Origin of the sequence: Zavarzinella sp. (assembly GCA_041399155.1) — a bacterium.
In the GTDB taxonomy this organism is placed as follows: Bacteria; Planctomycetota; Planctomycetia; order Gemmatales; family Gemmataceae; genus JAWKTI01.
This window is the reverse complement of sequence record JAWKTI010000005.1, coordinates 89,532-102,632: the sequence shown is the minus strand read 5'-3', so window position 1 is coordinate 102,632 and position 13,101 is coordinate 89,532. Positions and strand designations below refer to the sequence as shown.

Sequence of the window (13,101 nt, the reverse complement as noted above, 5' to 3'; positions counted from 1 at the left end):
CAAATCAGGGAATAAGTTTTGTCTTCAATTCGCTGATCATCAGATCCAGTTCCTCGAGGGTTTTCTCGTGCAACTCTTCCATGGTGGTTCGTCGCATACCAAGCAGATCTTCTAAAAGCTGAATCTGGCCGATTCTATGGCCCCGCTCTTCGCCGAGTTTGAAGCCTTTTTTCTCGGCAATCTGTTCAAATGACGTTACGAATGGCATTTGATTCTCCCTCATCATTTCATTTCGAACTTTGTTAAAGTCTTCTGCAAGCTCTTCTGGTAATTCTAGCAGCCAGTCGAGCAGGCGCATGATATTCCAGACTTCATCAGAAGTTAATTTTCGATCAAAAAGTTGCCGAATCAGGCGGGCTTTATCCGCAAAACGAAGATCTGCGTTGCCATGGGTCAACAAACTGCGAATACTGGCAGCCACGACCAGCCCCACGGGGCTGCTGTGGTTGGTTAATTCGTCCAGTCTTTCAGCGTAGTCGAGCAATTTCACGAGATTGAATTCAAAGTACGAACGGGTGCCGCAAATCGAAAGATCAAAAGGTTCTGAGCGCCAGCGTGGGTCATCGTCGGCCAGAATGGCAAAACTACAGACATTTTTGCCGTATTTTTGTCGAATCCGACAGTAGTAATCAAACATTCTCTCAGGGAACTGGGGATCCCTTTGTGCCTGGACTTCAAAGTGAACAAACAATACCACGGGTTCGGTGGGCGAAATGATACTTCCTACTTCAAAGAGGGCATCGGCACGCACCATCCCCGCGTCGGAATCGGGCAGCAACGTGCGTAATTCGGTATCGAGCGAGCGAAAACCCGCATCCCAGTCAAACGTGGGATGCCACTGGGGGAAGAGAATCTCGAAAATATCCGGCAGGAAGTTTTCCAGCGTTTCTTTCCAAGGAGAATCAAATTCGCGGGTCATCCGTGGGCCCTGTAGCATTGGCTTTCAAGTCATTTTACCTGAAATTAATTGAGTTCGCTTCGAAAGAAAAACTATTCAAGGATGTGTTACCAATTTACACGTGAAAAAATAATTACACATACACAATTCGGCCGCACGTGTAGCACACCACTACCTCATTGCGGGTAAGCTGGTTCATCTTTTCCGCAGTCAATGAGGTGCGACACTGCGTGCAGACAGAATTTTCCACTGCTGCCAGCGCTTCGTGTCCGTGGGCCTTCACCAGTCGGGCATATTGCGGGCGAATTTCTTCTGAGAGCTGAATTTCCTGCTCAGACAATAATTTTGTGGCGTGGGCGTGCTCCTGTTTCAGGCGATCCAATCGTTCTGCCATGTCGTTCTGGTAGGCGACCAGTTCCCCACGTGCCTTGGCCAGTGCCTCTTCCAGTGGGGGGATTTGAGCGGATTGTTCCTCAATCTGGCCCATCGTTTCCAGCGTTTCGTCTTCTAACTGTGCGATATTCCCACGGGTGGTTTGAATATCCGTTTCTTTGGCCTTGTATTCTTTCGGATTGGACAGGGTATCAAGTTGATCCTGATATTTTTGCAGGGTAGCCAATGCCGATTTGGTGCGGCTTTCCAGATCTAACTGATGGGCTTTGGTCTTTTTTAGCTTCAGTGTGGCATCATTCAGCAGTGTTTCCTGCTTCAGCACTTTATTCTGATGAGCTTTTAACAAACGTGGGACGCGGTCGATTTCCGATTGCAATTCGTGAAGGTGCTTCCGGAGGCGGTGTAATTCACGAAAAAGGGCATTTGGCATTATCAATATCCCACAGAGAGAGCATGTTCAGAGAGTTCGTGGGCATATTCCATTGTCAGGAATTCTGTTCGGGCATCGATCAATTGGAAGCACCGTCGAGGAAACCTTCCAGTTGGCGGCTTCGCACAGGGTGCTGCAATTTTTTCACTGCTTTCGCTTCAATTTGTCGCACGCGTTCGCGGGTAACGTTGAAAATACGCCCCACTTCTTCCAGGGTGTAGGTGTAGCCATCCCCCAGGCCGTACCGCAGGCGAATAATTTCCCGCTCGCGGTAGGTCAGCGTCTTCAGCACGTGCTCAATTTTGTCCCGCAGCATTTCATTGGCTGCTGCATTGATGGGGGACAGTATACCCGGATCTTCCAGAAAATCACCAAAGTAGCTGTCATCTCCATCACCAATCGGCCGATCAATACTGACCGGGTGGCGGCTGATTTTCATCACCCGGCGTGCTTCTTCCACGGTCGTGTTGGCTGCTTCTGCCATCTCTTCTACGGTGGGCTCGCGTCCCAGCGATTGCAGCAGTTGTTTGGCAATGTTCCGCAGGCGGCTCATGGTTTCAATCATGTGCACGGGAATACGGATCGTGCGTGCCTGGTCGGCAATCGCACGGGTGATCGCCTGACGAATCCACCACGTGGCATAGGTGCTGAACTTGTAGCCGCGGCGGTACTCGTATTTATCCACGGCACGCATCAGCCCGGTATTACCTTCCTGAATCAGATCGAGAAAACTTAGCCCACGGTTGCGGTATTTTTTGGCGATTGAAACCACCAGCCGCAGGTTGCCGCCGGAAAGTTCCCGTTTGGCCACTTCGTATTCTTCAAACCGCTGGTTCATAATCCGCACCCGCTTTCGCAGGGTGGCGGGTTCTTCCAGAGTAATAATCATTAGTTCGCGGAGTTCTTTCTGCATCGCACAGGCATCATCGCGACTGCCGTGCATCTGGGCTTCGTTGATTCGGCGTTCCAGATCGTTCATCCGGCGGGCAATCTGCTCCATCCGTTTCATCAGTGGCTGGATTTTCTGGGTGCGAATCGACAACTCTTCCACCAGAGTCACTGCTTTTTTCCGCCGCAATTTCAGGCGACGACGCAGTTCCGTTCGCTCTTCTTCCGATGTGGCGGGATCGATAATTCGCTCAAAATCGCCAATATTGGCAGCCAACATCGGGCGAATCGTGGCCAGATTGTGGGGCATGCGGGAAAGAATCATCTTCTTTTCCAGCCCTTCGGTCTGCGATAACTTGATGGTGCGGTCGAATGGCAGTTCTTCAGTATGAACTTTTTCTAATAATTCGACCACCGCCCGCAGTGCAAAATCGCATTCCAGCACCTTGCGGCGAAACCACCGACGGGTGACTTCGATTTTCTTGGCCAGGGTAATTTCTTTTTTCTGGTCGAGCAGAGGAATTTCGCCCATCTGCGTCAGGTACATGCGAATCGGATCGTCGGTACCTTTGCCTGAAGTGTCTTCAAAGATGGGAAAATCATTTTCAGCAAACGTGGTATCGACTTCGACAACCTGGCGACTTTCCGCCTGATCATCGTCGATGATGCTGATGCCATTTTCTTCCAGCAGCTCCAGAATCTGGCTGAGCCGTTCCGGTTCGATGGTATCCGGCGGAATCTGGTTATTCACCTGATCCCAGGTGAGATAGCCTGTCCGTTTGCCTAATGATACCAGCGCTCGCATGCTGTCATCAACACGTAAATCCATTTGTCCATCCTCCCGTCGCATGGTGCATCCATTCCCTGCGCCGCAAACTGCGGTGACTCTTCTACTACCCCGGTGGTAGATCCGGCACTGTCACACCACTTTTTCTGGTCTGAAGTTGCCGCAAAAGTTCGTCCTTTTCGGAATCGGTTGAGGCAGATTGCAACTGTTCCCGCAACGCAGTCAACCGTTGTTCCGTCACTCGTTCCTGAAACTTTCTAATAATTTCGCGAAGCCAGTGCGAACGTTCTTTCATCATCCGCCCCACTTCCTGCAATTCGATTGCCTTGGCAATGAGGTTAGGTTGATTCAGTATATCACGTAATCCATCGATGTCAGGGGCAAGAAAATTACTCTGCAACTGGTAAAGACCTTTCAGTAGTTTTCTCAGCCCGGGGTGGGTAATCTCTTCTTCCGGTATGGCTGCTTGTGCTTCCGCAACCAGGGTGGGTTCCGCTAACAATATTTCCAGCAATTGTCGTTCCAGTCTTGCTGCCGGCCCAGCAGGCTGTTGTGGCGTAACTTCTTTATGTACAGTAACTTTCGCCGAATTTCTTGCCCGCTGGCTCGATTGCAGTTCTCCAAAACGTGTCCAGACCGTTTCCTGCCGCAGACTCAGGCGTTGGGCAAGGCGTGTTATCAGCAATTCCTGCTTGATCAGGAACTGCTGGCTGGAGTTCACGGGTGCCATCGCCATCATGTTCAGGATGGTATCCACGATTTTGCGAGTCGCTTCAATCCCACGATCAGAACGTTCCAATAATGTATTCAATTTAAAATCTAAGGCATCGGTGCTGCGGGCAAGTATTGTGCGAAATTCTTCCGCCCCACCCGGTCTGACCAGCAGGTCGCACGGATCCAGACCTTCCGGCAGGGTGGCAATCGCCAGTTCCAGATCCTGCGAAATGAAGATATCCAGCGCCCGATCAATCCCCGTCTGTCCGCCAGCATCGGAATCGAACACCAGCACCACTTTGGGTGCGTATCGCCGCAATTGCTGCACGTGGTGCTCGTTCAACGCGGTGCCCATGGTGGCCACCACGTGGGTAAAATCGTGCTGGTGGGCCATCATCACATCGGTATAACCTTCTACTACCGCCAGATAGCCCGTTTTTTCTGCGGCATGGCGGGCCAGATCGAGCCCGTACAGCAAATCCTGCTTCTTAAAGAGGATCGATTCGGACGAATTCAGGTATTTGGGGCCCCGCCGATCTTCAGGCAAGGTCGTGTTGGGCAGAATTCGCCCCCCAAAGCCGACCGTTTGCCCTCGCATATTGCGGATAGGGAACATCAACCGATCGCGAAACCGATCATACAAGCCGGTTCCATCCCGTTTCGTCAGAAAAACCCCCAATTCCACCAGCAAGGTGGGGTCGATTTTGCTTTTCTGCACCTGTTCCACCAGCCATTGACCACTCAGTGGTGCGAAACCCAGTCCAAAGTTCCGCACCGTGGGGCCACTCAGGTGTCGATCTGCCAGATACCAGCGACCATTTTCACCCACGGACAGGTCCAGCAGGCAGTTCTGGAAGGTGTTTTCCACCCACTGCAGTGCGTCCAGCATCCGCAAGCGAGTCGCCGATTCATGAGAATTCTCATTTTTATCGGTCAGCGAAATGCCCGCACGCTGGGCAAGGATTTCGCGAGCTTCCTGAAAAGGCACACGCTCAAACTCTTGAACGAATGTGAAGACATCGCCTTTGGCCCCGCACGCCCAGCAGCGGTAATTCTGCCACTGCGTATCCACGTGCAGAGACGGGCGGGTGTCCTGATGAAATGGGCAAATTCCCTTAAAGTTCTTCCCAGCGGGCTGCAGAGCCAGGTACGAACCAATCACCGCAACGATGTCGTTGGCTTCTTTCACCTGTCGAGTGATATCCTGCAGATTATCCGCCACAGTGGTGCTCGTCGCTGTCATGTTCCGTTCGGGTGATTGGGCCAGCACCCCGATGAAAGATCAAGGGTCGATTCAATCGCCGGAAACAGGTAATGTTGCAATCTAAAGTGGTTGTGATCGCACGGCGGACAAAAAATGAGAATTTGATCATTTACTCATTTTTGCCAGTGATTTTCCATCCTGAAAGACCACACCGTGGGAAAATATTGCCCCACGGTACCCGAGTCGATTACTGGCAGGTTTCCCCACCACCCTCTTCATGAGTGTTATTTGATTATAACCTGCTGGGAAACCACGTCAAGTGGTGTCAAACTGGCGAAATTACGCGGCCGTGGCAAGGGTGAGAGGGGGATTTTGGCAAGTGGGGATTTTTTACAGGTGATCCAGCGGACTTTGCACCCCACTGGCACCCCGTTGCAACACATGGGTGTAAATCATGGTCGTACTGACATCAGAATGACCCAGCAGTTCCTGCAATAGGCAACATTTCTCTGGCATCCGATCCTGGAATTTCTTCAAATCTGACATTCCTTCACCTCTCGGCGAAACACTTTGAAAAAATTGAGATTTAGACAATTTTTTGCTTGTGGGCCGCACCAGACTGCGGTAATATTCAAAAGATCGTATGGGTAGACGATACTAGTTTAGACAGATTTTAATCTGGATTAGATAGATTTTCAAGGAAATTAGATAGAAAGAAATTCTGTTTAATTATAGTTAGCACTCACAATCAATCGCAACGGAGGAGAAGTTGAAGCCTTCCTTTTGTCTCTACTGCGGATTTCGATGCAAGAACTACCGGGAGCTTCGCGAATGGGAGGTCAATGAAATTGTGTTACCGGAGGCTACGCAGCGTTGTCTATTCTGCTTGAGCCCGCTCATTGGTGTTGACCCTGTTCGATCTGAAAAATACATCGACGCATCAGTTTCTCTCTACTTCCAGATCGTCGTTGCTGACTACTTCAAGCACGGGCACCGCCCCGGCAAAAGCCGTACGTCAGATCACGAATGGCTCACCGAGCACGCCACGCAGTCATTTACGATGCTGCTTAATTGCCTCAAACTGGATGACGAACGGCGTAAGAATGATCACGAAATGCGTCCGCGCTCGTACTTCGGCCACAATCTTCGAGCCTTTGCTGCAAGTGGCCTTCTCCATCTGTTCAACACCGACACGTCGATTGAACGTAATCAATTCGCACAAAAGGCGTTACCATTGCTACGGGCTGTCAGACTCCACGAATCTGAATTGACAAATGTTTTTTTCGATAACGACATATCGAAGGCATTCGACACTCCCATCGAAACGTTTGAGGCCTCTGTGAAATCACCGGAGTGCTAACAATTGCTTGAACCGGAGCGGCGAATCCGGCGGAATCTGAAATCAGCGAGTAACGTCGCCGCCCGGTTACGCTGGTCGTTATTTTGCCAAAGAAGAGCCGCATGGAATTCAAGAACCTTGTCACTGTTGGAGTGTTCGCGCTCCTCTGCTGTATCGTGCTCACCATTCCAAAATGGTTCCACGCGAGACCCGAACCACAGAGCACAACTTCTACGGATCGTCGATACAGCGACAAAGAGCAAATGACCGTCGAAGTCTTTTCGGCTGATTTGGCCATTGGCAAACCGAACGGTCCGTCAACAATCACACTTCCCGTCATTCCGATTCTGAAAAACATTCCCTGCAAGGTCTCCATCGATCCTGAATTTGACGTCTTCGACGAAATCGAAATGACAATCTCGCAAGATGGGACAAAGACTGTCACGGTCTACGACGACGACTTTGATTTTACGTTGACCGCAACCAACGACAGCTATCCCTACATTACGTTGCGATTCGTGGACGAGACCAAAGATCCTGCCGAGGAACTGCCAGAAGAAGGGATCGAAATTAAAGTACGCATCTCACAAGATTTGCGCGTTCAGGAACTTCTTTCTCACGTCTCAAATTCTGGTGCTAACACACAAAGCAAAATAACAAAGCCGTGAACCGGAGCACTCATTCACGCGGCAACTGCTATCAAAGTCTACCGTTCGTGCCCTGTTACGGCAAGCGTTATACCCTCGCGGCCGCACGGCATGATCGTTCTTCCCGTCGACATCGGTCGCCCCATCGAAGGCTACTCGTCTTTCAACGCCGCCATCGCGTCCGCGAAGGCGCACCCCCGTCAGGGGAAGGCACGGGCGGATGGGGAAATGCTGGCCAGTCAATCTTTCGTCGGCGGGCGAGCGAGCTATTCCCGTTGGTGCCTTGAGTTCACCGGGTCGCTGTGGATCGACATCGTCGCGCAAAATGATGAGGTGGAATGGCGAGTGACGCGCGAAGGGCCGGTGTTTGAATACCTATCGGAACCGTACGCGCTTCGGTGGCCGTCGGGTGCCGAGTCTGTAACGAACCCCGCGAGAATATTCGCCGATCGCGTCGGCGCGCCCTTCTGGCAGTTGTGGGTGAACGAAATCGGCTTCTACGTCTATGTGCGCCGCAAGCTCATACTCTGCTTTCACCCCGTGCGTCGTGTCGATAGTATTGATAATGGTAGTTGCGTTCTCTCGGTGTTCGAGGACAACTAGCGTGAGGGTATAACCAAACGCTGCAATGGACCGTGCGGGCATGACGGTCCCTGTGACTCGACAGCCGGTTTCCTGCCCGCCCGGCCATTGAACGTTAATGCATTAGGCCGGCCTGCGGCCGGCTTAACGGGTCCGCGATTGAGCATATACTAAAAGTGACGGCCGCAAGCGGCCTAAGTGAGCGATTGGAGCGGGAATCGCTTCGTATTCACTCCGCGACTCTGCTAAATCGCGGACCCGTTCGTCTACTGAGTTCCGCAGGATTTTGAAAATGGTGCGTATACCTCTGCTAATGCTTGTCGTCATTCAGCTTCTCTCCTTCGCGCAAGTCGGCGTTGCGGACGACGTGTTATTCGAGGACAACTTCGATAGTGGCCTTTCGCCCAAATGGAAGGTCGTGGGGCTGAAGAAGGAAGATTACCGCCTTAAAGATGGGGGCTTGGAAATGCGGGTACATCCCGGAAGGGCCGCCAAAGAAACGCCGATGCTGATGGTACTGCTGCCATTTGACACTTCGGAATCCGTAACCGCATCAGTCGAACTTAAGGTTCTTGATCGATTTACGGAGCAAGCCGAATCTGCTGGCCTATTTCTAACCGACGAGGCTAGCCGAGAATTTAGTGCTGAGAAAATGAATGTGAACGGACATTTGGTGTTTTCGCCCCCACATGTGGAGTTTATCGGCAAGGAGGGAACTGAAGCTGATCCACAGCAATATGCTTTGAAATTCTGGCCCGCAAACGACGAGTGCGGGGCGCTGAGGATCATCGTTCGAGGCGACTACGGGTACTTTCAAGTTGGTCCATCCAAGGAGGGCAAGTACCTTAACTTCTCGCATTCTGCACTTCGCCGGAAAGAACCCAAGCGAGGGTTTGCCTTAAGCACTTCCGGAGGTCCGATAGACAAGGAACACTGGGTACGATTTGATAACTTCCGCGTTGTTCGGAACAAATGAAGAGACGGGCCGCGGCCAACCAACGTTGATTTCAGAAAGCGCGCATCGAACCTATCGTCGATAAAGTGGTCAAACGCAACGATCCTGATGTCGACGATATCGTTCAGGATGTACTGATGAAAATCAATCAGCGGTAATACCACCCAGAAAAAGGAGATCTGTCAGCGTGGGTAAAAACCACTGCAAATCGTCTGAAAATTAGTCGTTGTCGCAAGAAGACCTCATTTTCGAAACATCGTCCCATGCTGGGTGCAATAATCGCCCAAAGAAGTTGGCTTGTGGGACAGATTTCTCGCGATTCGAACTTAAAACTGCGGGAAGGCTCATCGTTGGGCTAGGAACAGAAAATGTTCTGGAAACTGGTATTACCCTGCACCATACCTATGGCATGCCAGTAATACCGGGTTCCGCATTGAAAGGACTGACTGCCCATTACTGTGATCAGGTGTGGGGGAACGGTTTGCAGACAATCATCGAAACATGCATCCAAGTTTCGATCAGAAAAACTAGCAAACAAAAAGACCGGGCAACAAACTGAGAAAGTTGGCGATTATCATCGTTTTCTGTTCGGCACAACTGATGAAAGCTGCTGTATCCTGTTTCACGATGCCTGGTATGTGCCTGATTCCGATTCTGAGCCATTGAAAATGGATGTGATGACCCCCCACCATCAGGATTGGAATGACGATGGCAAAGCTCCTCCCACAGATTTCGATAGCCCGGCGCCTGTGCCATTTCTTTCCGTGTCAGGTAGCTTTCTGTTTTCCCTATCCTGGTATGGTCCAGATATAGAAGAAGAAAAGAAGAAAAAATGGCTGGAATTAATGGTACGGTGTCTTCGGGAAGCTCTCTTTGAATGGGGCGTCGGTGGCAAAACTAGCAGTGGATATGGAAGATTTAATCGTGAAATATGGTCCAAAGAAAAAGAGAAGAATGATAAGGAAGCTGAAGAAAAACGAATTGCCGCCGAGAAAGAAGCCAAACTTACTTCGATGAGTCCTATTGAGCGGAGTATCGAAGAGTTCTTAGAATCGAAGAAAACTGATTCAGCACCAAAGTACACAAAACTAATTTATGGATTGAAAGATAGCCGATGGACAGATGATGATGAACGGAAAGCTGTAGCACGATATGTGAAGTTACTGATGCAAGAAGGTGACGGAAAGCCTTGGAAGGGAAAAGGTAAAGATGGTGATCGTAAAACGTTTATTCAGCAGATTCTTGGTGAAATATAATGCCGTGAAGTTCTATACTTGCTTCAAAAGTTGCCTTAATGTACCAGCACCGCCTGAAAGCAAAAAATAATCCAGGCTGACACAAAAGTGTTTAACAGCATTTTTACAGGCAAGTTTTAGCCAGAACATGGAATGCCACCACGAAAACGGGTATACAAAAAGCGATTCGGACCATCAAGTTACCAGAAGCAAGACTGACCATGCACGAATCACTGGCTTATACACTGAAAAATCTGTGCTGGTTTATTGACCATGTTTACAACTTGAAACGGATCCGCACGTCATTAGCATGATCTGGAGTGCCCATGGGCGAGGGCGGTATCCCCAGCACCCAGTCGATTCCCGAAAGTGCTCGTGATGCCAAGATGTCGTACATGGGGTACATCGGCAACAACAAAACCCCCAGAGTCGGACAAGATCGGGGTGGATTTGCATTTCGCCACCAACGCCCGTAAACGCAAAGACGGTAGCATCGTCGCTAAGTTCCTCAACCGCAATGGTGAAACAGTTTATCTCTCACCCTACTAAGCGAAGTCCAAAAACATTGCGGTCGCCAATCCCAATGACTTTCCGTTCAAGCTGAAGCCGGTGATTCGGGACAATAAGATCAGGTACGTCAAAGCCGAGGACGTGGATTACGTAATTGCCGATTTCGAACGAAGTAACTCCCCACTGGACAACCTGATTCCGCTGAAACGACAGGCCTATGCCCAACGGACGTCGATGGCATCGCGCAAGACCACCCAGGCAATGGCATTTAAGGACGCCGAGGCCCCCGCTGGTACGCAATCTCGATAACGAGACAGGGAAGGACTTCGATACCATTTATGGCGAACACCTGGGGGCCGTACGAGCCAAACAAGTGGGGATCGTACGGGAGGTCAAACCCGGTGCCGTGACGGTGATGTACGACAACGGCGAAAAAGAGATGATCGAGCTGTATGACAACTACCCGCTGAACCGCAAATCCTACTGGCACCAGATGCCGACGATACAACCGGGGCAGGCGTTTGAAAAAGGGCAGATGCTGGCGAAGTCCAACTACACCGATCAAGACCGGGCTGTGGCGTTGGGGCGGAACCTGCGGGTGGCTTATACCCCTTACGCCGGTGCCAACTTCGAAGACGCCATCGTCATCTCCGAAAGTGCGGCAAAGAAGCTCACCAGCGAATCGATTTACAAGCATTCGTTGGAGCGTAATGACCGGACACGGATGGGGTTAAAAGCCCACCAATCGATCTTTGCCTGTAAGTTTGCCCCCGAACAACTTGCCAGAATGACCGAAGAGGGGGTGGTGAAGCCCGGTCGTGCAGTACGGTGATCCGTTGGTTCTGGGCGTGCGGGAGCGGGATGTGCCGATCAACAAGTTGCTGAAGAAACAACAACCGGGGTTTTCGGATATCAGTGTCACCTGGGAGCACTCTTCACCGGGGGTGGTTACGGATGTGATCAAGACCAAGAAAGGCTGGTCGGTGGCGGTTAAGGCCTACTCCCCGGCCCAGGTGGGTGACAAGATGTCAGGGCGGTTCGGTGACAAAGGGGTGATTGGAATGATTGTCCCCGACAGCCAGATGTATCACGACAAAGACGGCAAGCCCTTCGATCTGCTGGTTCCCAGTGTTGTTATCCCCACCCGCATGAACCCCGCTCAGCTATCGGAGGCCATTCTCGGCCGGATCGCCGCTAAGACCGGTAAGGCCATTGCCGTACCGGGCTTTAAGTCCGACAAGAAAATGAGCGATTTCGTAATGCAGCAACTGAAGGAAATCATGCTGGAAGAGTACGAGGATGCGATTGACCCCGTCAGTGGGCAGAAGATCGAGGCCTACAACAACGAGACAGCGAAACAGAAGCCGTTGGTGACCGGCAGGCGATATTTCATGAAGCTGCACCACACCGCCGAAGGAAAAGAGCAGGCACGGGAGGGTGGGGCCTATACAATAGATGTAACACCAGCAAAAGGTGGAGCCTCTGGGTGTTTTATCGCCGGAACGCCTATTGAGACCACCGATGGACCAACGTCGATTGAGGCCTCGATGGGTCTGGAATTGGCACCGGGGAACGTCGTCAAAAACGTTTTTGAGCGTAAGATTTTTGCCAGTGATCGGTTGTTGGAGATAACACTGGAGAACGGCGAGTGCCGATGGTTAAACCCATTGGTAGTTCCTGATCAATGATTCGAATACGCTCCTGGTACATTTCTCTTTTCACCTTCAACAAGTTTCCAAGGAAAGTCAGATGCAGTTATCTCTGCCATGAAAGAACTTTCTGCGTTTCTGACAAACTCGGCCAGATTGTGGGGTTTTCGTGGGTTGTGTCATTTGTCAGAGTTGTTATTTTTTGAGATGATTTACATTTTCAACTACTCGTATCAGCCTGTGGTCCCAAGTGTATAAAAGTTCGAGCAGTTCATGGGTGGCTTCGAATCGACAATCTCAACCAGACCAGCTTGTTTCCGCCCATTTTGGTGGGCAGCCGAATTGAATCCCGAACGTGTGGAACCTGACAAGATGCCATCCTTCAGGTTTTCGCCCATTTTGTCTCTGGGTCGCTCAATCCAGGCTGAATATGCTGAAGATCATCCCTTCCAGTCAATTTTTTTCAACAAAGCTTTCTTATCAGGCTTACTCGGAATAAGTGGTAGGAAAAAGAGGAGTTGCTGTTCGATTGAGAAAAAAAGTTGGGAACTTTAACATAACTTATGGAATATCGGGTGATGAGATCCGGTCAGTACACTGGTACTGGTTCAGGATAAAATTGGTCTTCAAGTTTCGTCGCAATGCTTTAGCCTTGACTGTACTACTAGTGCATTTGGAACAAAGAAAACTGCCTACCACGCTACATACGCGCTCATTGAACGGGTACACGAGAATTGCTTCCGCCACCAAGTGCCTGGTATACTGCCACTATCGCAGAAAGTTGTTTTTTCGGAGTTCAATCAAGGATAATCTGCCTTCCAGCAAGTCTCGCTGAGCCAACAACACTTCAACATATTCGACACGTGCATT

At 50.6% G+C, this 13,101-nt stretch carries 13 protein-coding genes and 1 pseudogene; 9 read left to right on the top strand and 5 right to left on the bottom strand.

Annotated features, from left to right (window positions below):
• Nucleotides 1-4 precede the first annotated feature (4 nt).
• The 5 genes and pseudogenes from R3B84_20895 to R3B84_20875 form a co-directional block, all read right to left on the bottom strand.
• Nucleotides 5-919 carry a hypothetical protein gene (locus R3B84_20895; protein MEZ6143029.1) on the bottom strand — a complete coding sequence of 305 codons (915 nt, stop codon included), beginning with the start codon at nucleotides 917-919 and terminating at the stop codon, nucleotides 5-7.
• Nucleotides 920-1,031: 112 nt separating this feature from the next.
• Nucleotides 1,032-1,721 (bottom strand): hypothetical protein, encoded by a 690-nt coding sequence (locus R3B84_20890; GenBank protein MEZ6143028.1) that lies wholly within the window; start codon nucleotides 1,719-1,721, stop codon nucleotides 1,032-1,034.
• Nucleotides 1,722-1,800: 79 nt separating this feature from the next.
• Complete coding sequence (gene rpoD, locus R3B84_20885) at nucleotides 1,801-3,438, bottom strand: RNA polymerase sigma factor RpoD (GenBank protein MEZ6143027.1); 1,638 nt, start codon at nucleotides 3,436-3,438, stop codon at nucleotides 1,801-1,803.
• A gap of 64 nt (nucleotides 3,439-3,502) precedes the next feature.
• A complete protein-coding gene (gene dnaG / locus R3B84_20880) occupies nucleotides 3,503-5,353 on the bottom strand; it encodes a DNA primase (GenBank protein ID MEZ6143026.1) in 1,851 nt (616 codons plus the stop codon).
• 351 nt (nucleotides 5,354-5,704) lie between these two features.
• Nucleotides 5,705-5,800: pseudogene (locus R3B84_20875) on the bottom strand (hypothetical protein).
• Nucleotides 5,801-6,083: 283 nt separating this feature from the next.
• Between R3B84_20875 and R3B84_20870 the strand changes: the two are divergent.
• The 9 genes from R3B84_20870 (at nucleotide 6,084) to R3B84_20830 (ending at nucleotide 12,270) form a co-directional block, all read left to right on the top strand.
• The gene (locus R3B84_20870) at nucleotides 6,084-6,674 is read left to right on the top strand and encodes a hypothetical protein (protein ID MEZ6143025.1); all 591 of its coding nucleotides are present in this window, start codon (nucleotides 6,084-6,086) and stop codon (nucleotides 6,672-6,674) included.
• A 101-nt stretch (nucleotides 6,675-6,775) separates the two neighbouring features.
• On the top strand, nucleotides 6,776-7,321 hold the full coding sequence (locus R3B84_20865; GenBank protein ID MEZ6143024.1) for a hypothetical protein: 546 nt from the start codon (nucleotides 6,776-6,778) through the stop codon (nucleotides 7,319-7,321).
• A gap of 90 nt (nucleotides 7,322-7,411) precedes the next feature.
• Nucleotides 7,412-7,903 carry a hypothetical protein gene (locus R3B84_20860; protein ID MEZ6143023.1) on the top strand — a complete coding sequence of 164 codons (492 nt, stop codon included), beginning with the start codon at nucleotides 7,412-7,414 and terminating at the stop codon, nucleotides 7,901-7,903.
• Nucleotides 7,904-8,174: 271 nt separating this feature from the next.
• On the top strand, nucleotides 8,175-8,858 hold the full coding sequence (locus R3B84_20855; protein MEZ6143022.1) for a hypothetical protein: 684 nt from the start codon (nucleotides 8,175-8,177) through the stop codon (nucleotides 8,856-8,858).
• A gap of 437 nt (nucleotides 8,859-9,295) precedes the next feature.
• Nucleotides 9,296-10,093 carry a type III-B CRISPR module RAMP protein Cmr6 gene (cmr6, locus tag R3B84_20850; protein MEZ6143021.1) on the top strand — a complete coding sequence of 266 codons (798 nt, stop codon included), beginning with the start codon at nucleotides 9,296-9,298 and terminating at the stop codon, nucleotides 10,091-10,093.
• Nucleotides 10,094-10,398: 305 nt separating this feature from the next.
• Nucleotides 10,399-10,548: a hypothetical protein gene (locus R3B84_20845; protein MEZ6143020.1), complete on the top strand. Its 150-nt coding sequence runs from the start codon at nucleotides 10,399-10,401 to the stop codon at nucleotides 10,546-10,548.
• A gap of 133 nt (nucleotides 10,549-10,681) precedes the next feature.
• Nucleotides 10,682-10,891: a hypothetical protein gene (locus R3B84_20840; GenBank protein MEZ6143019.1), complete on the top strand. Its 210-nt coding sequence runs from the start codon at nucleotides 10,682-10,684 to the stop codon at nucleotides 10,889-10,891.
• A gap of 64 nt (nucleotides 10,892-10,955) precedes the next feature.
• Nucleotides 10,956-11,414: a hypothetical protein gene (locus R3B84_20835; GenBank protein MEZ6143018.1), complete on the top strand. Its 459-nt coding sequence runs from the start codon at nucleotides 10,956-10,958 to the stop codon at nucleotides 11,412-11,414.
• Nucleotides 11,401-12,270: a hypothetical protein gene (locus R3B84_20830; protein ID MEZ6143017.1), complete on the top strand. Its 870-nt coding sequence runs from the start codon at nucleotides 11,401-11,403 to the stop codon at nucleotides 12,268-12,270. The genes R3B84_20835 and R3B84_20830 overlap by 14 nt, the downstream gene beginning before the upstream one ends.
• Nucleotides 12,271-13,101 lie beyond the last annotated feature (831 nt).

What these genes read in the sequence shown, in the direction of transcription:
- R3B84_20890 (MEZ6143028.1), bottom strand. Translation starts at nt 1,721, where the DNA reads ATGCCAAATGCCCTTTTTCGTGAATTACACCGCCTCCGGAAGCACCTT.
- R3B84_20845 (MEZ6143020.1), top strand. Translation starts at nt 10,399, where the DNA reads ATGGGCGAGGGCGGTATCCCCAGCACCCAGTCGATTCCCGAAAGTGCT.
- rpoD (MEZ6143027.1), bottom strand. Translation starts at nt 3,438, where the DNA reads ATGGATTTACGTGTTGATGACAGCATGCGAGCGCTGGTATCATTAGGC.
- R3B84_20855 (MEZ6143022.1), top strand. Translation starts at nt 8,175, where the DNA reads ATGGTGCGTATACCTCTGCTAATGCTTGTCGTCATTCAGCTTCTCTCC.
- R3B84_20860 (MEZ6143023.1), top strand. Translation starts at nt 7,412, where the DNA reads ATGATCGTTCTTCCCGTCGACATCGGTCGCCCCATCGAAGGCTACTCG.
- R3B84_20895 (MEZ6143029.1), bottom strand. Translation starts at nt 919, where the DNA reads ATGACCCGCGAATTTGATTCTCCTTGGAAAGAAACGCTGGAAAACTTC.
- R3B84_20865 (MEZ6143024.1), top strand. Translation starts at nt 6,776, where the DNA reads ATGGAATTCAAGAACCTTGTCACTGTTGGAGTGTTCGCGCTCCTCTGC.
- dnaG (MEZ6143026.1), bottom strand. Translation starts at nt 5,353, where the DNA reads ATGACAGCGACGAGCACCACTGTGGCGGATAATCTGCAGGATATCACT.